This is a genomic window from uncultured Amnibacterium sp., from assembly GCF_964250715.1.
In the GTDB taxonomy this organism is placed as follows: domain Bacteria; phylum Actinomycetota; class Actinomycetes; order Actinomycetales; family Microbacteriaceae; genus Amnibacterium.
Map to the genome: position 1 here is coordinate 318,341 of NZ_CAXUGX010000001.1, position 20,916 is coordinate 339,256.

Consider the following 20,916-nt stretch of genomic DNA (forward strand, 5'->3'; position numbering starts at 1 on the left):
CGGTCGCCGGTTCGGTTCTCGATGCCTCGCTCACGCGGGTGCGTCGAGAACCGAGCCGTGAGCGCGGGTGCGAGGGCGCCACCGGGGACCGCCGACGGCCCGGCACTCAGGTGCATCCGCTACGGATGGACCATGCCGGATGTGGTGCTGATCGATGCCGGCGACGGGGCGCTGCCCGACGGCGCGATGCCCGGCGGGGCGATGCCCGGCGGGGCGATCGAGCAGGCGCGCGCCGCAGCCGGCGACGTCGATGCCGCGATCGGCCTGGCCCGCACCCTGGCCCAGTCCGCGCCGTATCCGGGGGAGGGTCGCACGAGCGGGCTCTGGTCGCTGCTGGCGAGCGTGGCGGCGATCGACCTGACCGTCGCCCGCGTCGTCGAGCCGCACCTGGACGCCCTGGCGATCCTGCGGCAGGCGGCGCTGCCGGCCGAGCCCGACGCGGTGTACGGGGTGTATGCCGCCGAGCGTCCCGGGCTCGTGGTCAGCGCGTTGCAGCGGGACGGTGGAACCGTGCTCGACGGGGTGAAGCCGTGGTGCTCGCTCGCGGGTTCGCTCGACCGTGCGCTCGTCACGGCGCAGACCCCCGCCGGCCGGCGACTGTTCGCCGTCGACCTGCACCACGACGGCGCCAGCGCGCTACCCGGCCAGTGGCACGCTCTGGGCCTCGCGGCAGTCGAGAGCGGCGATCTGCGACTGCAGGACGTTCCCGCCTCCCCGGTCGGTGAGGCCGGCTGGTACCTGGAGCGGCCCGGCTTCGCGTGGGGCGGCATCGGCGTGGCCGCCTGCTGGTACGGCGGGGCAGCGGCGGTGGCGCAGCGGCTGCTGGATTCGACGCGCGGCCGCGAGCCGGACCAGTTCGCGCTCGCGGCGCTCGGCGAGGCCGACCGGCTGCTGCACGGCGCCCGCCTGGCCCTCGCCGCGGCCGCGCACCGCGTCGACGACGGCGACGCGGTCGGCCCGGCCGGCGCGCTGCTCGCCGCGCGGGTTCGCGGCGTGGTGGCGACCGCGGCCGAGCGGGTGCTGATCCTGGCTGGCCATGCGCTCGGCCCAGCGCCGCTCACCCTCGACGGTGAGCACGCCCGCCGCGTCGCCGACCTGACGGTCTATCTGCGTCAGCACCACGCCGAGCGGGACGACGCCCGCCTCGGCGCCGCCGTGCGCGAGGACGCGCCGGCATGGTGACGCCCGACGCGGTGACCCCGGACGCGGTGATGCCAGATGCGGTGACGCCAGACGCGGTGATGCCGGATGCGACGACCCCGGGCGCGACGACCCCGGGCGTGTTCGACGGCTCCGAGCCGGGCACCCCGGAGTCGGCCTGGAGCGAGTACCGCGGCCGCGCCACACCGCTCGACATCGGTCCGCTGCACCGGCTCGTCGTGCTGGCCGCGCACCCCGACGACGAGACGCTGATGGCCGGCGGCCTGATCGCGACGGCGGCCGCCCGCGACGTGCCCGTGCACGTGGTGGTCGCGACCTGCGGCGAGGCCTCCCACCCCCGCTCGCCCACCTGGACGCCCCAGGCGCTCGCGGCGGAGCGGGAGCGGGAGGTGCGGCAGGCGGTGGCCGTGCTCGCGCCGCAGGCGTCCGTCACGCTGCTGCGACTGCCGGACGGGCGCCTGCGTGAGCACGCCGACGACCTGCGCGCGGGCATCGCCGACCTCATCCAGCCCGGCGACACGGTCGTCTCGACCTGGCGGGGGGACCGGCATCCCGACCACGAGACGGTCGGCGCCCTCGCCGCGCAGGTGACCGAAGCCGTCGGAGCGACGCTGCTGGAGGCGCCGATCTGGCTGTTCCACTGGGGCGTCCCGGCCGATGTGCCCTCCGATGTGACCTCGGGCACCTCCTCCGGTACCCCGTCGGGCAGTCCGTCCGCCGCCCCGGTCGCGGTGCGGTTCGAACTGTCCGCCGAGGCAGGCGAGGCCAAGGCGGCGGCGATCGCCGTCCACGCGACCCAGATCGCGCCCCTCTCGCCCGAGCCCGGCGACGAGGTGCTGCTGCTGCCCCAGATGCTCGCCCACTTCCAGGCGGGCAGCGAACTCTTCTTCGTCACGCCGGCGCCGGCCGCCGGGGAAACCGACTTCGACGCCATGTACGCGGGGAGCGACGACCCGTGGGGCTTCGCCGAGCGCTGGTACGAGCGGCGCAAGCGCGCCCTCACCGTCGCCTGCCTGCCCGCGGAGCGCTATGGGCGCACCCTGGAGATCGGCTGCTCCACGGGCCTGCTCGCGCAGGAACTGGCTCTGCGCTCCGACAGCCTGCTCGCCACGGACGTCGCTCCCCGGGCGGTGCGGCTGGCCGGCGACCGACTCGCCGAGCTGCCGCACGCCGCGGTGCAGCTGCGCCGCCTACCCGAGCAGTGGCCGGAGGGCACGTTCGACCTGATCGTTCTGTCCGAGACGGGCTTCTACCTGACCGGCGACCGCCTGCCCGCACTCGCCGAGCGCATCCGCGACTCCCTGAGCCCCGCCGGCACGGTGCTGCTCTGCCACTGGCGCCCGTTGGTCCTCGGCCTGGACCGGGGCGGCGACGCCGTGCACCGGGTGATCCGGGAGGCGCTCGACGCGACGGTGATCGTGCGGCACGACGAGGATGACTTCGTGCTCGAGGTGCTGCAGGCGGGCGCGGCCCGCAGCGTTGCCCAGGCGACCGGGCTGCGGTGATGCCGATGTACGAGGGGTCGGACCTGCTCTCGAGTTCTGCGGCGCCGGCCGTGCGCCGGATCGACCACCTGGTGGTCGCCATCCCGGCGCGCGACGAGGCGCCGAACCTGCCGGCGGCGCTCGCCGCGATCGAGACCGCCCGAGCGGCCCTCGCCGCCTGGGACCCGCATCCGCCCCGGGTGGTGGTCGTCGTCGCCGCGGACAGTTGCACCGATACGACCGCCGAACTGGCACGCGAGGCCGGCGCGACCGTGGTGGAGACGTTCGTGGGCAAGGTGGGCGCCGCTCGGTCCGCGGCGGTCGCGACCGGCCTGGCCGCGGCCGGAGCGCCCTCGGCCTGCTGGATCGCCTGCACGGACGCCGACTCCGTCGTGCACGTGGACTGGCTGCGGGTGCACCTGGCCGCCGCTCGCGGGGGAGCGGACCTGCTGCTCGGATCGGTGCGGCCCTCCCCGGTCGACCTGACACCGCACCAGCTCGCCCGGTGGCACCGGCTGAACCCGCAGGCGGAGGCGCATCCCTATGTGCACGGCGCGAACCTGGGCGTGCGCGCGGACTCCTACCTGCAGGTGGGCGGCTTCGCCGACGTCGGCGAGCACGAGGACGCGGCCCTGGTGGAGGCGCTCCGCACCGCCGGCGCCGTGGTGGTGACGACCGACCGTGCGCCGGTCACCACCTCGGGCCGCACGCACGGCCGCACTCCCGGCGGCTTCGCGGCCTACCTGCGCACCGCGGTCCTCCGGGACACCCCGGAGCGCTGAGCGGCACCTCCGCCCCCTCCGTCTTCGCGCGACCCCGTATCGACGGCGGTGGTCGGGCGCGCGACGTATGCGTGGGCTAGCCTTGGCAGCGCGAGTGGGAGTATCCCGTCTCCGCCGGATCCGTCATCACGAGCCGCAGTCGCCGCGGCTCCGGGCCGGTGGCATCCGCTGCGTCGAGCGGATGGGGAGAGACGTTCGGACGAGCGGCGTGTCCGCAGACCGGAGACCACCCGTGACCATCATTGCGCTGCCGTTCGAGATCGTCTCGATCGTCGTGCTCGTGCTCATCCTGGCCGCCGACGTGGCCCTCGCCTATCTGCGCCCGCGGGTGCCGACGACGCGGGAATCCGCGATCTGGGTCGGCTTCTACGTGGTGCTCGCCCTGGCCTTCGCCGCACTGCTGATCCCCGTGGGCGGGATCGATCACGCGACGGAGTTCGTCGCCGGCTGGCTGACCGAGTACTCGCTGTCGATCGACAACCTGTTCGTCTTCATCGTGATCATGACCGGCTTCGCCGTGCCGAAGAAGCATCAGCAGGAAGTGCTGATGGTGGGCATCATCCTGGCGCTGATCTTCCGCGGCATCTTCATCCTGATCGGTGCGCAACTGATCGAGACGTTCAGCTGGATCTTCTACCTCTTCGGCGCGTTCCTCGTCTACACGGCGATCACGCAGGCGTTCGGATCCGACGACACCGACCGCTCCGACGGGCGGCTGATCCGCTTCGCCAAGCGGCGGCTGTCCGTCACCGACGAGTACGACGAGGGCAAGCTGCGCACGACCGTCGACGGCAAGCGCCGGTGGACGCCGATCCTGATCGTCTTCATCGCGATCGGCAGCACCGACGTGCTGTTCGCGCTCGACTCCATCCCCGCGATCTTCGGCATCACCGAGAGCGCCTTCATCGTCTTCACCGCGAACGTGTTCGCCCTGATGGGGCTGCGGCAGCTGTACTTCCTGCTCGGCGACCTGGTGGAGCGGCTGCGCTACCTGAAGTACGGGATCGCCGTCATCCTGGCGTTCATCGGCGTGAAGCTCGTGCTGCACGCCCTGCACGAGAACTCGTTGCCGTTCCTGAACGGCGGTGAGCACATCACCTCGGTGCCCGAGATCGGCACGGGCCTCTCGCTTGCGGTCATCGTGGTGTCGATGGCCGTCGCCACGGCCGCGAGCCTGATCCACATCAAGCGCGACCCGAACGAGTCCTTCGCCGACCTGAAGCCGGGCGCCCCCGAGCACCGGGAGTAGCGCCCTCCCCGACTACGGAGCCCCACCCCAACTACGGAGCCCCTCCCAACTACGGAGATCCTCGGCGACACGCCGAGTTCGAGCCCGATTCCTCCGTCGTTGCGCATTCCGCTCCGTCGTTGCGCAGTCGGCTGCGCGGTAGTCGGAGGCATAGCCTGCCCGGAGGTGAAATCGCGTCGAGCAGGTGGTGCGCCGGCGGTATCGACGCTGGCGCTCGCGCTGGTGACCGGGTTCGGCCCCTTCGGTGTCGACGCCTACCTGCCGGCCTTACCCGCCGTCACACGCACGTTCGGCGCGTCCTCATCGCTTGTGCAGCTGACGATCACCGTGTTCCTGGTCGGCCTCGCGATCGGGCAGCTCATCGCCGGCCCGGTGTCCGATGCCGTCGGCCGGCGGCGCCTCGTGCTCGCCGGCACCGTGGTGGTGGCGCTGACGTCGGCGCTCTGCATCCTGGCGCCGACCATCGGATCGCTGCTGGTGGCCCGCAGCGTGCAGGGCCTCGCCGCCGGCAGCGGTGCGGCGATCGGGGTGGCGATCGTGTCCGACCGGTTCTCCGGTGCGGAGGCGGCCGCGAAGTTCGGCACGCTCGCGGCGATCCGACTCATCGCTCCGGTCGTCGCCCCGGCGATCGGCGGCCTGATCCTCGTCGTCTCCGACTTCCGCGGCGTGTTCGCATTCATGGCCGCCCTCGGAGTGATCGTCCTCGTCGCCGCACTGCTCGGGGTGCCGGAGACGCTGCCGGTGGAGCGGCGGCAGCCCGGAGGCGTCCGCAACCTGGTCGCCCGGACCGCCGACCTGCTCCGCGACCCGGCGTTCCGAGCACCCGTCATCGTGCAGTGCCTGGCCACCGCCGGATTCTTCGTCTACATCGGCGGCTCCTCCTTCGTCCTGCAGCAGGACCTGGGCATCGGCGAAGGTCTGTACTCGGTCGTGTTCGCCACCGACGCCGCAGCCATGGTCCTCGTCACCCTGCTCTTCCGCCTCCTGGTGCACCGGGTGCCGACGGCGCGGCTGCGCGGCGTCGGCCTGCTCATGTCGAGCGGAGCCGCCGTCCTGCTGGTCCTGCTGGAGCTGCTTGCCGGAGGTACCGCCCCGCTGGCACCGGTCTGGGTGCTGCTCGGTGTCGCGGTCGCCGGGAACGGCTTCTGCATCCCGGCGACCACCGTCCTCGCTCAGGCAGCGGGGCGCCGCTCCGCGGGCACGGCGTCCTCGTTGAGCGGGGGACTCAGCTTCCTCGTCGGTGGACTGATCACCCCGCTCACCGGGTTGATCGGCGTGCAGACCGTCCCGGTGATGGCCCTCGCCATGGCTGTGCTCTCGACCGCCGCGCTCGTCGTCTCGCGGGTGCTGCGCACGTCCGCGGCGCGATGACCCGTTCGGCGTCTCACCCGCGATCGCGGGCCGGGTTGATCACGTTCGGGCTCCGCTGCGTCGCACTCGCCGAGCTACTCGGCGTGCCGCTCACCACCATCGATCGGCGGCTCGCTCGCGATCCGGGCCTCCGCTGCCAGGTGATCGTCCCGTCCTGACCGATGGACGGTCCTTCAGCTGACGCTTCGCATCGAGCAGTTCGCGCTCCACCCAGGCCGCATCGCGCCGATACAGGTCCGCGTGCGCGCCGAGCTCAGGGCGCGCGCCCGCCCGCGAAGCGGTGGAGTCGGCGAGTTCCCGCAACCGCGCGGGGAGTATGTGCAGCACCGAATCCGAATCCGCCCCGTCGCCGTAGGCCCCGCACAGCAGGTCGAGGCGCTCGAGGAGGGTGGCCCGGTCGAACACGGGCAGGTCGGGGTTCGAGGGATCCGCCAGCGGGATCAGCCGGTAGCCGAGGTACGCCAGGTCCCAGAGGCGCGGTCCCGGGGACGCCTGGTCGACATCGATGACGCCCACCAGCACGTCCCCGCGGAAGACGAAGTTGTACGGCGCGAAGTCGTTGTGGCAGACGACCTCGACCGGCTCGTGGGCTGGCTGCTGCCAGATCCGCCCCTCCATGGGGAATCCGCCGCAGGCGTCGTGGTAGTCGCGCAGCCGACGGCCGGCGTCGAGCAGCACCGCCTCCGACCACACCCGGTCGGGCATCGGATACTGCGGTACGTCGCCGGGCAGGAACGAGAGCACCTCGCGCCCCTGCTCGTCGAACCCGAGGGGCTCGGGCAGCCAGTCGATCCCGCGGCCGCGGACGTGCCGCAGCAGGGCGTGCACGGAGGCGGACCACGGCCCGCTCTCCCGATGCACCGCGGCCCCGCGCCGTACCGGCGCGTTCCAGTTGCCGCCGCTCAGCCGCTCCTCGTCGGGCACGATCACATCCTGCTCCCGTGAAGCTGGTGGCCCGGGTCTGCCCGGGTTCGGGTCATCCGCCCTTGCGCGCGCATGGGCGGATGACTCCGATCTGGGCAGACGGCGGGAGAGTCGACGGCGGCGGCGGGAGGGGCGCCGTAACACGGTGGTAACGTCGGGGCGTGCTCGATCGCGTCCTCCTTCTTCCCTGCCGCGACGAGGCCTGATCCGCTCTGGCCCCTCGTCGCGGAGTCAACGCGCGCCTGGAGCCACGCAGTCAGACAGCAGAAGGAACACTCGGCATGATCGAAACGACCGCAGCACCTGAGACACCCACCGTCGGCCCCAAGACCCTGGCCGAGAAGGTGTGGGCCGCCCACCTCGTGAAGCCCGGCGAGAACGGCGCTCCCGACCTGGTGTACATCGACCTGCACCTGGTGCACGAGGTCACGAGCCCGCAGGCCTTCGACGGCCTGCGCGCCGAGGGCCGGCCCGTCCGGCGCCCCGATCTCACGATCGCGACCGAGGATCACAACACCCCGACGATCGACATCGACAAGCCGATCGCCGACATCACCAGTCGCACGCAGATCGAGACGCTGCGCCGCAATGCCGCCGAGTTCGGCATCCGGCTGCACTCCCTGGGCGACAAGGAGCAGGGGATCGTGCACATCGTCGGCCCGCAGCTGGGCCTGACGCAGCCCGGCGTCACGGTCGTCTGCGGCGACTCCCACACCTCCACCCACGGCGCGTTCGGCGCCATGGCGTTCGGCATCGGTACCAGCGAGGTGGAGCACGTGCTCGCCACGCAGACGCTGCCGCTGCAGCCCTTCAAGACCATGGCGATCACGGTCGAGGGCACCCTGCGGCCGGGTGTCACCGCGAAGGACATCATCCTGGCCGTCATCGCCAAGATCGGCACGAACGGCGGTCAGGGCTACGTGCTGGAATACCGCGGCAGCGCCATCCGCGCCCTCTCCATGGAGGGCCGCATGACGATCTGCAACATGTCCATCGAGGCGGGCGCCCGCGCCGGCATGGTCGCACCCGACGAGACCACATACCGCTACCTGCATGGACGAGCGCACGCGCCCAAGGGCCTGGACTGGGACGACGCGGTCGCCTACTGGAAGACGCTGCCGACCGACGACGACGCCGTGTTCGACGCGGAGGTGTTCCTCGACGCCGACCAGCTGGAGCCGTTCGTCACCTGGGGCACGAACCCCGGCCAGGGCGTCACGCTGGCGGGCTCGGTACCCGATCCGGCCGCGATCGACGATCCGCAGCAGCGGGACAGCGCCGAGCGGGCGCTGGAGTACATGGCGCTCACCCCGGGCACCCCGATGAAGCAGATCCCGGTCGACGCCGTGTTCATGGGCTCCTGCACCAACAGCCGGGTCGAGGACCTGCGCGCGTTCGCCTCGATCATCAAGGGCCGCACCAAAGCCCCGGGCGTCCGCGTCATGGTCGTACCGGGCTCCGCCCGCGTGCGGCTGGAGGCGGAGGCGGAGGGGCTGGACAAGGTCATCACCGACTTCGGGGCGGAGTGGCGGTACGCCGGTTGCAGCATGTGCCTTGGCATGAACCCCGACCAGCTCGCCCCCGGCGAGCGGTGCGCCTCCACCAGCAACCGCAACTTCGAGGGCCGGCAGGGCAAGGGCGGGCGCACCCACCTGGTGTCGCCCCTCGTCGCTGCCGCCACCGCCATCCGCGGCACCCTCAGTGCTCCTTCAGACGTCCTTCGGCCATCCGATCCCGCCGATATCGCTGCGCTGCCCAGCGCATCCGAAGGTGCCGAGGAGGTGCTGGCGTAATGGAACCGATCACCACCCACACCGGGGTCGCGGTGCCGCTGCAGCGATCCGCGGTCGACACCGATCAGATCATCCCGGCGGTGTACCTGAAGCGGGTCACCAAGACCGGGTTCCAGGATGCGCTCTTCGCGCACCTGCGTCAGCACGACGACTTCGTCCTGAACGACCCCGCGTACGCGCACGGCTCGGTGCTGTTCGCGGGGCCCGACTTCGGCACCGGATCCAGCCGCGAGCACGCCGTCTGGGCGCTGCGCGACTACGGCTTCCGCGCCGTGTTCAGCCCGCGGTTCGGCGACATCTTCCGAGGCAACAGCGGCAAGCAGGGCCTGCTCACCGGAGCGGTCTCCGAGAGCGACATCGAGAAATGCTGGGAAGCCATCGTTGCGGAACCGGGTCGGACGGCTAGCGTCGACCTCCACACCCGGACCGTCTCGATCGGCTCGCTCGTCGTGCCGTTCGAGATCGACGAGTACACGCGCTGGCGCCTCCTGGAGGGTCTGGACGACATCGCCCTCACGCTCACCAACGAGGCGGACATCACAGCGTTCGAATCCGGCCGCGAGCACTGGCGGCCCCGAACATTGCCGGTGACGACTTGAGCAACCTGATCACGGACGCCCGCCGAGCCGGAGCCAGCGTCGGCCTCACCTTCGACAGCATCACGATCGAGGGCGGCCTGCCGCTGTCGGGCGAGGTCGACGTGCGCGGGGCGAAGAACCTCGTCACCAAGGCGATGGTCGCCGCACTGCTGTCGGAGGGCCGCAGCGTGCTGCGCGACGTTCCCGACATCAGCGACGTGCGCGTCGTGCGCGGGCTGCTCGAGATCCACGGCGTCACCGTCACGAAAGGGGTGGAGGACGGCGAGCTGATCCTCGACGCCTCCAAGGTGCGCAGCGCGCACTTCGCCGAGATCGACGCGCACGCCGGTTCCAGCCGCATCCCGATCCTGTTCTGCGGGCCGCTGCTGCACCAGCTGGGTGAGGCGTTCATCCCCGACCTCGGCGGCTGCCGCATCGGCGACCGGCCCATCAACTTCCACCTGGACGCCCTGCGCAATTTCGGCGCCGTCGTCGAGAAGCTGCCGGCCGGCATCCGCATCACCGCGCCGAACGGCCTGCACGGCGCCCAAGTGGTGCTGCCCTACCCGAGCGTCGGAGCGACGGAGCAAACCCTGCTCACCGCGGTACGCGCCGAGGGCGTCACCGAGTTGCGCAACGCGGCGATCGAGCCCGAGATCATGGACCTGATCGCGATCCTGCAGAAGATGGGCGCGATCATCTCGGTGGAGCCCAACCGCGTGATCCTGATCGAGGGCGTGCGCACCCTGTCCGGCTACACCCACCGCGCGATCTTCGACCGCAACGAGGCCGCCAGCTGGGCCTCCGCGGCGCTGGCGACGCAGGGCGACGTGTTCGTCAAGGGTGCCAAGCAGGAGCACATGATGACGTTCCTCAACATCTTCCGGAAGGTCGGCGGCTCGTTCAACGTGCGCGAGGACGGCATCCGCTTCTGGCATCCCGGCGGCGACCTGAAGCCGGTCGTCATCGAGACCGACGTGCACCCCGGCTTCATGACCGACTGGCAGCAGCCCCTGGTCGTGGCGCTCACGCAGGCGATCGGCACCTCGATCATCCACGAGACGGTGTACGAGAATCGGTTCGGCTTCGTGTCGGCGCTGCAGAAGATGGGCGCGGACATCGTCGTGCATCCGCACGGCCTGGCCGACACGCCGAGGCGGGTGCCGCGCCGCGACCTGGAACAGGCCGCCGTCATCACGGGGCCGACCCCGCTGCACGGTGCGAATGTGGAGGTGCCCGACCTGCGCGGCGGCTTCTCGCATCTGATCGCGGCGCTGACCGCGACGGGGCGTTCCACGGTCAGCAACGTGGGCATCATCAGCCGGGGATACGAGAACTTCGAGGGCAAGCTGCTGGCGCTGGGGGCCCGCTTCTCCGTCGATGGTTGATCCGCTCCCACCCGTGACGGGGCCGCTGACGGTGCAGGAGCCGTCCGGCAGCGCCCGACCCGGGCAGGAGAAGCGGCGCCCGTCGCTCTGGTGGGTGCTCGGTGCGATCGCCGTACCGTTCGTGCGGGGCAGCAGCCGCCTGCGCGTGCATGACGCCCACAAGCTGCCGGCGACCGGCGCCTTCGTGCTCACGCCGAACCACCTGAGCAACATCGATCCGCTCGTCGTGGCGGTCGCGGTCTGGCGGCTCGGCCGCGCACCCCGGTTTCTGGCGAAGGCCTCCCTGTTCCGCGTCCCGGTGATCGGAGCGTTGCTCCGCTCGGTCGGGCAGATCCCGGTGGAGCGGGGCGGCATGCATCGTGCCGCAATCCCGCTCGACGCCGCCCGCCGACTGGTCGAGCACGGGCAGTGCGTCATCGTCTACCCGGAGGGCTCGCTGACCCGCGATCCGCAGCTGTGGCCGATGCGCGGCAAGACCGGGGCCGCGCGGCTCGCCATCGAACTCGGCATCCCCCTGATCCCCGTCGCCCAGTGGGGGTCGCAGCGCCTGATGCCGGTCAACACGACCCGGTTGACCCTGCACCTGCGGCGACCGCGGATCGACGTCAGGTTCGGCGATCCTGTGGATCTCAGCGAGTGGGCGGGTCGCGCGACGGATGCGCAGGCCCTGCACGCGGCGACCACCCGGGTGATGGCCGCGATCACCGAGCTGCTCGCGCAGGTGCGCGACGAACCGGCGCCGCGGGAGCGGTGGGACCCACGTGGCCACGGGCAGACCGAGACCGGGGTGTTCTGACGGTGGGCGCCAGTCTGTCGACCGGATATCTCGCTTGACCGGCCGTTTGGCCGTGCTGGGCGCCGGCAGCTGGGGGACCACCTTCGCCAAGGTGCTGAGCGACGGCGGCAACCCGGTCGCGCTCTGGGCGCGGCGTCCGGCACTGGCGGATTCGATCCGGCGCCGCCACCGCAACGACGACTACCTGCCCGGCGTCCTGCTGCCGGAGTCGATCGAGGTCGACTCCGACGTCGCCGTCGTGCTCCGCGACGCCGAGATGATCTTCTTCAGCGTCCCGAGCCAGGCCCTCGCCGGCACGATCACGGAGGTGCGCAGGCACGTGCCGCCCGACGCGCTGGTCGTCAGCCTGATGAAGGGCGTCGAACACGGCACCGGCCGACGGATGAGCACGGTGCTGCGCGACGACCTGGGGGCGTCCGACGACCGCATCGCCGTGGTCTCCGGTCCGAACCTGGCCACCGAGATCGCCCGCGAGCACCCCACCGCCGCGGTCGTGGCCGCCACTTCGCCCGAGACGGCCCGGCGGGTGGCGACCGCGGCGACCAATCGGTACTTCCGCTCCTTCGTGAACGGCGACGTGATCGGCACCGAGTTCGGCGGCGTGCTGAAGAACCTGATCGCGGTGGCGATCGGCATCGTGATCGGGGTCGGCTGGGGCGACAACACGAAGGCGTCCATCCTGACCCGGGGCCTTGCGGAGATGACCGACTTCGCCGTCGCCTTCGGCGGCCGGCCCGAGACGCTGGCGGGCCTCGCGGGCCTCGGCGACCTGATCGCGACCAGCGAGTCGCCGTTGTCCCGCAACAATCGCGCGGGCCGGCTGCTCGGGCAGGGCTACACCCTGGACGACGTGGTGCGCACGATGGACCAGACCGCGGAGGGGCTGACGTCGATCGCGCCGGTACTGGAGCTGGCTCGGTCGCGCGGCGTCGCGATGCCGATCGTCAGCCAGGTAGCCGACGTGCTCGCCGGCACGCTCGACCCCCGGGACATCGCCCCCCACCTGACCGACGACCTGCTCCCGGTGGGGGAGTAGCGGGCGCGACCGTCGGGGTGTGGGGGTGTCGGCGCGGGAGGTTACGGTCCGCGCATGCCCCCGCTACCCGCACCTCTCCCCACGGTGCCGATCCACGCCTACCCCTCCCCTTGGCGCCTGGACCGGTCCTTGCCCTCGCCCTGGTTCCGACTCGAGCATCGGGGCTTCGAGCCCGCTGAAGCCGTGACCGTCACGCTGCTCGGTTCGGCCCGACTGATCGCCGCAGTCCCCGGCCGCGTCCATCCGGGTGAGCGAATCCGGTTCGCGATCCGTGGTCAGGACCCGGCGATCGATTCGACGCTGATCGTGCGATGGCTCCGACCGGGCGGAGAGGAGTACCTCGCGCGCGAGGTGTTCTAACTACGCTCCGCGCTCCGCGTCGGGATGCTGCGACCGCTCGGCTTTGAGCCGCCGGCGGTTCTCCGACCGTGGCTGCCGCACGGGCACCATTTCCGCCGTCAAGCCCGTCACGAGTTCACCAGGGTCCATCCCGAGCGCGCCGGCGATCGCGACCAGGGTCGATAACCGCAGGTCCGTCGCGCCGTGCTCGGCACGGCGGATCGTCAGCAGGTCTTGGCCCGCCTTCTCGGCAAGACGCTCCTGCGTGAACTCGACGACCCGTCGCCGGGCGACGATCCGCTTTCCCACCTCATCGGCCGCGAGGGATGAGGTCTGCACCTCGGCAATGTTCGCGACCCCCGTGCACGTGCTACCAGGGCGCACGAGCACGGTGCTTATATGCACTGTGCTCGATCGGACGACGAAGCCCCTCGCCATCCGCGCGCAGCAGGTCACCTCCTGGCGTGATGTGCCGCCTCCCGGCGTCGTGCTCGACCGGGTGTACTTCGGACCGGATCCGGTCGGCGTCGGCCTGCAGGTCGCGGTCGCCCACACATCCAGTCGGCCGAGTCGGGATCTCCTTCGGAAGCTGTGGGATCTTCGCGGTGCGAAGAAGAGCCTCAACGTCATCGTCGCGGTGGTGCACGGCGACCAGGTGTCCGTGCTCGGTCCCGACCTGCGGGCGCAGCCGATCGAAGACCTCTCGGTTGGTCAGGCGACGCGGCACCTGCAGTCCGTGCTGGACGAACCGGATTCGCATACCGCGTACGAGCGATCCGGCACGCTGCGCAAGGCGCTGAACAGCACCGGGATCGCCGGATTCACGAACAGCGGCCTCTTCGCGAGCCACCACGTGTCGCGGCGGGTGCCCGAACGCAGCGACTGGGCCGCATCCGCGGTGGCCGCGCAGCGGATGCTGCCGCTGCGCGGCCGACCACTGATCGAGGCGCTCGGCTTCATGGTGCACGAAGAGGGTGCGGCCCTGGTGCTCTCAGGCCGTGGCGAAGTACCGAGGGCCGTGGCCGTGCTGCTCGATGAGACCGAAGCGTTCGATTCGAGCAGCCCGCGGTTCCAGCTGTCACCGGTCGCGTTCGGCCTCGCCGAAGCGTCGCGTCGCGGGGTGAACTGGCTGGTCGTGCTGCGCCGACACCAGATCCGTCTGTACCCCGCGCGCACCGGCGTGGGGGTCGGACAGAAGGGGCAGGTCGAGACCTTCTTCGAGATCGACCTCGCGGCTGTCAGCGACGAACATGCGGCGTTCCTGCCACTGGTCTTCGCGGAGGCGGCGCTCCGGCCCGACGGGTCGGTGCAGCAGATCCTCGACGGCAGCGCGAGGTATGCGACCGAGCTCGGCGAACGGCTCCGCGAACGCATCTATGACAATGTCGTGCCGCCGCTCGCCCGTGCGCTGGCGGCGCGGCTGCCCGAGCTGGGACTCGCCGCCGACGAGGAAGGTCTGCGGACCGCGTATCGGCTGACCCTGCGCATCCTGTTCCGGCTGCTCTTTCAGGCGTACGCAGAGGACCGCGGCCTGCTGCCGTCCGGCCGGAACGAGCACTTCGACAGCCGCAGCCTGAAGACGGCGGCGCAGCGGTACCGCGACAGCGTCACCGGCGACTTCAGCGCGACCGCGACCGGCCTGTGGGCGGACCTCGAGGGCGTCTGGCAGGCGATCGACCAGGGCAACGAGCAGTGGTCTGTACCGGCGTACAACGGCGGCCTGTTCTCAACCACCCAGCACGAGGGCGCACACATCGCGCGGCTGACGCTGCCGGACGCGGTCGTCGGCCCGCTGTTCCAGGCGCTGCTCGTCGACGTGAACCGCGACGGCGAGCGCGGCCCGGTCGACTTCCGATCGCTGAACGTGCGCGAGTTCGGCACGATCTACGAGGGCCTGCTCGAAAGTTCACTGTCGATCGCCGATATCGACCTCGCCGTGGATCCGGCCGGAGGCTGGGTGCCGGCCAGAGCAGGGGACACGATCGCGGCGAGGGCTGGCGAGCCCTACTTCCACTCGTCCTCGGGCGAGCGCAAGGCGACCGGCTCGTACTTCACGCCGCCGATCGTCGTCGACCACCTCATCGAGCGGTCGATCGTGCCGACGCTCACCGCGCACCTCGACCGGATCGCTGCACTGCTCGGCGCGGGCGACACCGCCGCGGCCGGCAAGCAGTTCTTCGACTATCGCGTCGCTGACCTCGCCATGGGTTCCGGCCATTTCCTCGTGGCCGCGATCGACCGCGTCGAGGCGCTCTACCGTGATTTCCTCACGACCCATTCCGTGCCGTCCGTGCAGCAGGAGCTGGTGCGGATCGCCGAGGCGGCCAAGCGCGCGCTCGGCAAAGACCTGACAGCGATCGCCGAGATCGAGGACGTGGCGCTGCTGAGACGGCAGGTCGCGCGGCGCTGCATCTACGGCATCGATATCAACCCGCTCGCGCTCGAGCTCTCCCGCCTCGCGCTCTGGATCCACACATTCGTGCCTGGCCTGCCGATGTCGAGCTTCGACCACAACCTCGTCTGCGCGAACAGCCTGACGGGCATCGGCACGGTCAACGAGGCGCTCGTCGCGCTGGAACCGGGTAGGAAGCCTGGCGATGTGACTCTTGTCGACGGCGTCGTGCAGCAGAGCCTCGAACAGGCGGCCGCTCTCTGGTCCGAGGCGGCGAATGCTGACGAGGCAGACAAAGCGGGCGTCGAAACGGGTACCGCCCTCGCAGTCGAAGCCCGGCGACAGGCCGCACCCGCCGGAGCCGTCCTCGATCTTGCGGTCGCAGTTCGGTCGCGCGTCGTCGCGCCGATGATGGCGGTCGACGCAGACCAGCTCGTGCAAGCGGCAGCGGTGCCCGAGGTGCAGGATCTCGTCGACCGCCTGAAGCCGGCGCACCTGCCGCACCTCTTCCCAGAGGTGTTCATGCGGGAGCGACCGGGGTTCGACGTTCTCGTTGGTAATCCGCCATGGGAGAAGCTCCACGTCGAGGAACATCAGTGGTGGGCGCTGAGGTTGCCGGGGTTACGGGGTTTGACGCAGGCGAGACGCCAGGCCGCTCTCGCTGGCCTAAAGGCAGATCGCCCAGACCTGCTGGTCGAATTCAGAGCCGAAGTTGACCGAATGGCGGCCGCTCGCGATGCCATCGCCGTCGGCCCATTTCCGGGCATCGGTGCGGCGCACTTGGACCTCTACGCAGCCTTCGCGTGGCGAAACTGGCAGCTTGTGCGTCCCAACGGACGCGCTGCATTGGTGCTACCACGTGGCGCCCTGTCGGGTTCGGGTCTGCAGCACTGGCGCCGGGAGATCCTGTCCAGTGGAGCGTTTGCTGATGTCTGCTTTCTCGCGAATAACGGCGGTTGGCTCTTCGAAGGCGTCCACAACTCATACACGGTCGGGCTCACGGTGCTTGACCGGAGCGAGCCACATGTCGTTCGCTTCGCGGGACCCTTCGCGTCCGAGCGGGAGTTCGTGGCCGGCGCAACTCAGCTGGCAGAGGTCAGTGGTGAGGAATTTGCTACCTGGTCATCGACAGCGGCCTTTCCATTGGTACCTGACCCGACATCAGCCGAAGTGTTCGGCCTGATCAACCGCCAGCCCGAGTTTGGCGCCGCTTCGGCCACGTGGGAGTTCCGGCCGATCCAAGGGGATGTGAACACGACCTCGAACAAGAGCCTGCTGCAATTTGACGTTGACGAAGCGCTGGATCGCATTCCCGTGATTTCGGGCGCGTCTTTCAACCTGTGGGACCCAGGCGCTGGGCCGCCCTACGCATACGCCCAACACGGAGTGCTCCGCCCGTATCTACAGAGCAAGCTCGATCGAGCTATTGGATCGACACGCTCGGCATACGCAGATCTGATGTTTTCGAAAGGCCAGTTGCCGCTCGACCGTGCGCGAATCGCGTTCCGCGATGTCGCTCGCGCCACCGACACACGAACGGTTATCGCTTGCATGCTGCCTCCGGGCACTGCGGCCGTGCACACCGCGCCCATCCTGGTCTCAAGAAGGGGCGGCCCGACGGCGGAAGCGTTCCTGCTCGGGGTGATGAGCAGCATCGTCTTCGACTGGGCGGCCCGCAGGTGGGTCGAACTGCACCTGACATTCGAGCTGCTCAACGCCCTGCCCGTGCCACATCCGGACGACGGCCGCCTCTCGCGTCGCGTGATCGAGATCTCAGGCCGTCTCGCCGCAATCGACGCCAGGTACCAGGACTGGGCGGACGAGGTTGGCGTGCCCGTTGGTTCGGTGCGCTCACCGGCCGAGAAGTCGGATCTTATCCATGAGCTCGATGCGCTTGTATCCCTGCTCTATGGACTTTCCGAAAGGCAAGTCGAGCACGTGTTCGCGACGTTCCACCGCGGCTGGGACTACCGGCCGCGGCTCGACGCCGTGCTCGAGCACTACGCCACCTGGAAGGGCAGCGCATGACCTCCGACTTCCTACCCGTCTTCGCCACCAACCGGGCCGATCTCGATCTGACCGTGGCCGGCGAGGTGAACCGGTTGTTCCGAATGCTCCGAGAGCACTACTCCGCCAAGCCGGACGCCGCGATCGCCACCGCCTACATCAATCCGGGTGGGTTCGCCCTGCTCGCCGACGAGCTCGAGCGCGTGCCGCGCATCCGGCTGCTGCTCGGCGCCGAACCGGAGCAGGAGACCGTACGACGGTTGGCGGCGCAGGACGCCGACTACGATGACCGACTCTCCCGCGCCCTTGCAACGCACGAGGACTGGCTCGTCGCCGAGCGCGACACCACCGGCTTCAGCAGGCAGGCGAGCGACGACGCTCGACGCATGGTCGGGTGGCTGCGGTCGGTGGATCCGCAGGGCGAGGCGCGCGTCGAGGTGCGCCGGTACAGCGATGGATTCCTGCACGGCAAGGCGTACATCGCCGACCATCCCGTGCTGCCCGGCGTACTCGCCGGCTCCAGCAACTTCACCTTCGCCGGGCTCAGCCGCAATGCCGAGCTGAACCTCGGGTACCCGACCGGCGAGCACACCAGCCGCGTCATCGACTGGTTCGAGCACTACTGGGCGAACAGCGACCCCTACGACCTGGCTGGCCTGTACGCCGAGCAGTGGCAGCCGCACGAACCGTGGCCGATCTTCCTGCGCATGCTCACCGAGCTGTACGGCGATCACCTCGACGAGGAGCGTCCCGGTCCCACCGAACTGCACCTGGCCCCGTTCCAGAGCGACGGCGTCGCCCGGATGGAACGGCTGCTCGACTCCATGAACGGCGTGCTCGTGGCCGACGAGGTCGGCCTCGGCAAGACGTTCCTGGCGGGCGAGGTCATTCGGAAGGCGACGGACGAACGCCGCCAGCGCGTACTGGTGATCGCGCCGGCGGCGCTCAAGGAGAACGTCTGGAAGCCGTTCATCCGGCAATACGGACTGCGCCTCACCGAGGTGCTGTCCTACGAAGAGGTGCGGGACCGGATGCGCGAGACCGACCCGCGGCACACCCAGTTCCTCGGCGAAGTCGAGGACACCGCCATGGTCGTGGTCGACGAGGCGCACAACCTGCGGAACGCTGGAGCGGCGAGATCCGAGGCAGTCGATCGCGTCATTCTGAGCGGTAAGTACCCGAAGCAGGTCGTGCTGCTGACCGCGACGCCCGTGAATAACAGCCTGACGGACCTCGAAACGCTCATCCGGTACTTCGTGCGCGACGACGCGCAGTTCGCGTCCATCGGCATCGCGAGCATTCGCGAGTACATCAAGCACGCCCAGTCGATCGAACCCGAGAACCTGTCCCCCGAGCACCTGTTCGACCTGATGGACCAGGTCGCCGTGCGCCGAACACGCAAATTCGTGAAGGAGCAGTACCCGAACCAGCGAGTGCCCGGTCCCGGCGGCACCGAGGTCGTGGTCGCGTTCCCGAAGCCCGAAGTGCGTCGCATCGACTACGAGCTGCCGCCCTCCGGCATCACGCTGATCGACCGGATGATCTACGCGCTCGATCGGCCCGATGACAGCGAGCTGTACGTCTCGCATTCCGCACCCGATGCCGACCCGTGGCGCCTGAAGCTCGCGCGATACACGTCGAGCGGCTACCTGATCGGGCAGAGCCGGCCCGAGGGCTTCCAGGTCAACAACGCCGGGCTGCTCCGATCCGCGCTGCTGAAGCGGCTGGAGAGCAGCCCGAACGCGTTGCGCAGCACGCTGACGACCCTGATCGATGCGCACCGTGTGTTCCTCGACGCACTGTCCCGCGGGTGGGTTCTGCAGGGCGAGGCGCTGCGCGACTGGGGCTCGTCCGAGTCCGACGAGCTCGACGAGTATGTCGAGCACCTGGATGCTGATGAAGCGCAGCAGGCACAACCCGCCGCGGCGTTCCACGTCGATGAGCTGACCACCGATGTCGAGTCGGATGTGCGGCTGCTCCGCGAACTGCTCGAATTGACCGACCAGTCGATCGCCGAGGCCGAGACGAAGGCGCAGCGTCTGGTCGAGGAACTCGCCGCGATTGCCCTCGCGGCGCGCAGCATCGATCCCACCGGGCTCTCCAGTGCCGACCGACGAAAAGTCATCGTGTTCTCCACCTACTCGGACACGATCGTGGCCCTGCACGACTTCCTGGTGGCAGCAATCCGGGATGCGCCCCACGGGCATCCGCTCGTCGACTATCGGGACCGGCTCGCGCCGGCGGTCATGGGCGCGTATGCATCCGTGCAGAAGCGCGGCGCGACCGGCGGCGTCGATCAGGCCGGGCGCAAGAACACCATCGAGGGCTTCGCGCCGATGACCGCCGGGCCGCTCGGGGACGACGGCCGGCCGCTCGCGAACGACCTCTACGACATCCTGCTGACCACCGATGTGCTCGCGGAGGGCGTCAACCTGCAGCAGGCCGGGCAGATCATCAACTACGACCTGCCCTGGAACCCTATGCGCATCGTGCAGCGACACGGCCGTGTCGACCGCATCGGCAGCAGGCATGCCGCCGTGCGCCTCGGTCTGTTCTTCCCCGCCGAACGCCTCGACGAGATGCTGCACCTGGAGACGACCCTTGAACGCAAGCTCGCTCAGGCGGATGCCGCAGTCGGTGCCGGCGAGGTTCTGCCGGGACGCCGCAGCACCGACCCGCTCGCCTACTCCGACCAGCACGGTGCCGATCCGGACCGCGCGGTCGCCGAGTTCGAGGATTTGCTCGAACAGCGCGGCAGCAGTGCCGCGCTGTCGGGCGAGGAGTACCGGCGCCGCCTGTTCACCGCGGTCCAGCACGACACGTCCCTGCGCAAGCACGTCGGGGCACTGCCGTTCGGGTCGGGATCCGGCTTCGAGAACGCGCACGCCCGCGCCAACGGCTATGTCTTCTGCGTGCGGATCGGCGAGGAGGCAAAGCCGTGGTTCCGCTATGTCGAATGCGACGAGCGGTGGTGGCCGACGGGGCGGATCTCCGACGACACGCTGGTGAGTCTGGTTGCGGCGGATCCGGTCGTCGCTGGCACCCCGCGGTGGATGACCGACGACGTCTACGACGGCGCGTTCGACTCGTGGGTCCTGGCCCGCAGGTCGGTGTTCGAGGGTTGGGACCGGCTGACTGACCCGAACAACCTCGTGCCCGATGTGCCGAAGGCGTTCCGTGATGCGGCCGACCTCGTCCGCCGTGCCGGCGCGTTCCTTGGCACGGCGGACCAGCGCGCGCTGCTCGACAAGCTGCGGAGCGTACCCACGGCTCGCGTCACCCGGGCGGTTCGCGCGGCGCTCGCCGCCGACGCTCCGGACGAGAACCGCATCCGACTGGTACTCGCCGAGGTCCAAGCCGCCGGCCTGCAAATTCCAGTGAAGCCGAAGCCGCTCCCCGAGGTCTCGCTCGACCAGGTGCGCCTTGTGTGCTGGATGGCGGTGCGAGGTACCCACCCGGCATGACGCGCCGGTCGGTGATCAGGACAGCGCTCGCGCCGGACTCGTCTCGGGCTCATATGTCCTCCGGTCGACGCAGCAGATCGAGAAGCCGGTGATTCACGAACAGAAGTTGCGCGCCGACCTGGACGCTGAAGAGCACCTCCGCGTCGGCGAAC

At 70.2% G+C, this 20,916-nt stretch carries 15 protein-coding genes; 13 read left to right on the forward strand and 2 right to left on the reverse strand.

All coding sequences use genetic code 11. The features are described from left to right. Positions 1-132 precede the first annotated feature (132 nt). The 5 genes from ACFE7H_RS01475 (at position 133) to ACFE7H_RS01495 (ending at position 6,047) form a co-directional block, all read left to right on the forward strand. Positions 133-1,182 (forward strand): acyl-CoA dehydrogenase, encoded by a 1,050-nt coding sequence (locus tag ACFE7H_RS01475; RefSeq protein ID WP_375399415.1) that lies wholly within the window; start codon positions 133-135, stop codon positions 1,180-1,182. Next, positions 1,176-2,666: a PIG-L family deacetylase gene (locus ACFE7H_RS01480; RefSeq protein ID WP_375399416.1), complete on the forward strand. Its 1,491-nt coding sequence runs from the start codon at positions 1,176-1,178 to the stop codon at positions 2,664-2,666. Before ACFE7H_RS01475 ends, ACFE7H_RS01480 begins: the two co-directional genes overlap by 7 nt. Next, positions 2,666-3,427 (forward strand): glycosyltransferase, encoded by a 762-nt coding sequence (locus tag ACFE7H_RS01485; RefSeq protein ID WP_375399417.1) that lies wholly within the window; start codon positions 2,666-2,668, stop codon positions 3,425-3,427. The genes ACFE7H_RS01480 and ACFE7H_RS01485 overlap by 1 nt, the downstream gene beginning before the upstream one ends. A 241-nt stretch (positions 3,428-3,668) precedes the next feature. Further along, entirely contained in the window at positions 3,669-4,676 is a 1,008-nt protein-coding gene (locus tag ACFE7H_RS01490) for a TerC/Alx family metal homeostasis membrane protein (RefSeq protein WP_375399688.1), read from the forward strand. Between the two features lie 165 nt (positions 4,677-4,841). Further along, positions 4,842-6,047, forward strand: coding sequence for a multidrug effflux MFS transporter (locus ACFE7H_RS01495; RefSeq protein WP_375399418.1), 1,206 nt, complete (start codon positions 4,842-4,844; stop codon positions 6,045-6,047). A 90-nt stretch (positions 6,048-6,137) separates the two neighbouring features. On the opposite strand, the gene ACFE7H_RS01500 is transcribed toward ACFE7H_RS01495, so the two are convergent. After that, entirely contained in the window at positions 6,138-6,971 is an 834-nt protein-coding gene (locus ACFE7H_RS01500; RefSeq protein ID WP_375399419.1) for a phosphotransferase, read from the reverse strand. A 281-nt stretch (positions 6,972-7,252) separates the two neighbouring features. Here ACFE7H_RS01500 and leuC point away from each other — a divergent pair, with 281 nt between their 5' ends. The 6 genes from leuC to ACFE7H_RS01530 all read left to right on the forward strand — a co-directional run bounded on the left by leuC (position 7,253) and on the right by ACFE7H_RS01530 (position 12,922). Further along, a complete protein-coding gene (leuC, locus tag ACFE7H_RS01505) occupies positions 7,253-8,764 on the forward strand; it encodes a 3-isopropylmalate dehydratase large subunit (RefSeq protein ID WP_375399420.1) in 1,512 nt (503 codons plus the stop codon). Continuing rightward, the gene (gene leuD, locus ACFE7H_RS01510) at positions 8,764-9,363 is read left to right on the forward strand and encodes a 3-isopropylmalate dehydratase small subunit (protein WP_375399421.1); all 600 of its coding nucleotides are present in this window, start codon (positions 8,764-8,766) and stop codon (positions 9,361-9,363) included. The genes leuC and leuD overlap by 1 nt, the downstream gene beginning before the upstream one ends. Further along, positions 9,360-10,730, forward strand: a complete 1,371-nt coding sequence (murA, locus tag ACFE7H_RS01515) for a UDP-N-acetylglucosamine 1-carboxyvinyltransferase (protein WP_375399422.1) — start codon at positions 9,360-9,362, stop codon at positions 10,728-10,730. The genes leuD and murA overlap by 4 nt, the downstream gene beginning before the upstream one ends. Before the next feature lie 13 nt (positions 10,731-10,743). After that, positions 10,744-11,526: a lysophospholipid acyltransferase family protein gene (locus ACFE7H_RS01520; protein ID WP_375399423.1), complete on the forward strand. Its 783-nt coding sequence runs from the start codon at positions 10,744-10,746 to the stop codon at positions 11,524-11,526. Positions 11,527-11,560: 34 nt separating this feature from the next. Beyond that, positions 11,561-12,562, forward strand: a complete 1,002-nt coding sequence (locus ACFE7H_RS01525) for an NAD(P)H-dependent glycerol-3-phosphate dehydrogenase (protein WP_375399424.1) — start codon at positions 11,561-11,563, stop codon at positions 12,560-12,562. Positions 12,563-12,745: 183 nt separating this feature from the next. After that, a complete protein-coding gene (locus tag ACFE7H_RS01530; RefSeq protein WP_375399425.1) occupies positions 12,746-12,922 on the forward strand; it encodes a hypothetical protein in 177 nt (58 codons plus the stop codon). Here ACFE7H_RS01530 and ACFE7H_RS01535 read toward each other — a convergent pair whose 3' ends face one another. Beyond that, the gene (locus ACFE7H_RS01535) at positions 12,923-13,240 is read right to left on the reverse strand and encodes a helix-turn-helix domain-containing protein (RefSeq protein ID WP_375399426.1); all 318 of its coding nucleotides are present in this window, start codon (positions 13,238-13,240) and stop codon (positions 12,923-12,925) included. It abuts the gene before it with no gap. 301 nt (positions 13,241-13,541) lie between these two features. On the opposite strand from ACFE7H_RS01535, the gene ACFE7H_RS01540 reads away from it, so the two are divergent. Together ACFE7H_RS01540 and ACFE7H_RS01545 are read left to right on the forward strand one after the other, a co-directional pair. Continuing rightward, on the forward strand, positions 13,542-17,321 hold the full coding sequence (locus ACFE7H_RS01540; protein WP_375399427.1) for an Eco57I restriction-modification methylase domain-containing protein: 3,780 nt from the start codon (positions 13,542-13,544) through the stop codon (positions 17,319-17,321). Beyond that, positions 17,318-20,764, forward strand: a complete 3,447-nt coding sequence (locus ACFE7H_RS01545) for an SNF2-related protein (protein ID WP_375399428.1) — start codon at positions 17,318-17,320, stop codon at positions 20,762-20,764. The genes ACFE7H_RS01540 and ACFE7H_RS01545 overlap by 4 nt, the downstream gene beginning before the upstream one ends. The last annotated feature ends 152 nt before the right edge of the window (positions 20,765-20,916 follow it).

Coding starts and splice junctions, on each gene's coding strand:
- ACFE7H_RS01480 (WP_375399416.1), top strand. CDS start 1,176: ATGGTGACGCCCGACGCGGTGACCCCGGACGCGGTGATGCCAGATGCG.
- ACFE7H_RS01545 (WP_375399428.1), top strand. CDS start 17,318: ATGACCTCCGACTTCCTACCCGTCTTCGCCACCAACCGGGCCGATCTC.
- leuC (WP_375399420.1), top strand. CDS start 7,253: ATGATCGAAACGACCGCAGCACCTGAGACACCCACCGTCGGCCCCAAG.
- ACFE7H_RS01475 (WP_375399415.1), top strand. CDS start 133: ATGCCGGATGTGGTGCTGATCGATGCCGGCGACGGGGCGCTGCCCGAC.
- leuD (WP_375399421.1), top strand. CDS start 8,764: ATGGAACCGATCACCACCCACACCGGGGTCGCGGTGCCGCTGCAGCGA.
- ACFE7H_RS01485 (WP_375399417.1), top strand. CDS start 2,666: ATGCCGATGTACGAGGGGTCGGACCTGCTCTCGAGTTCTGCGGCGCCG.